This is a genomic window from Vibrio sp. 1078-1 (genome assembly GCF_033340475.1).
Genome location: NZ_JAWOWM010000657.1, coordinates 1 through 577, shown reverse-complemented (window position 1 = coordinate 577; position 577 = coordinate 1). Strand labels below are relative to the sequence as shown.

The 577-nt window shown below is 42.8% G+C and carries 1 pseudogene; it reads left to right on the top strand.

From position 1 onward, the window contains the following. Window positions 1-503, top strand: a pseudogene (locus R7190_RS29340) (histone deacetylase); the annotation flags it as partial. Window positions 504-577 lie beyond the last annotated feature (74 nt).

The following is a 577-nucleotide window of genomic DNA, read 5'->3' as shown; positions in this document are numbered from 1 at the left end:
TAGTGATTGCGGCTAAACACATGTTGGATAACGAGCACGTTGATAAGATTTTAATTATTGATAGTGATGTTCATCATGGTGATGGAACCGCCACCTTGTGCCAAGAAGAGCCGGACATCGTGACGCTCTCTTTTCATTGCGATAAAAACTTTCCTGCGAGAAAACCACAGTCTGATTTGGATGTTCCGTTAGCAAAAGGAACAGACGATGAAACATTTTTGATGACGTTTAAAGAGGTGGTCGAGATGGCGTTGAATCTCCATCGTCCAGATATGGTGATTTACGACGCTGGGGTAGATATTCATCAAGATGATGAGCTTGGTTACTTTGACGTATCGACTCAAGCAATTTTTGAGCGTGATCGGTTTCTTTTTCAACTGATGAAAAACAGAGGGATTCCTGTTGCCGCCGTTGTGGGTGGTGGATATAGAACAAACCACGCAGACCTTGTACCTATTCACATGCAGTTAATAAAAGCGGCGACAGAAGTCTTTGCCTCTTGATAGTTGAAGAAGGCAATTAGGCAGAACAAAGATCACTAACGTATTAGTGGTCTTTTGCTAAATGTGGCGGAGTG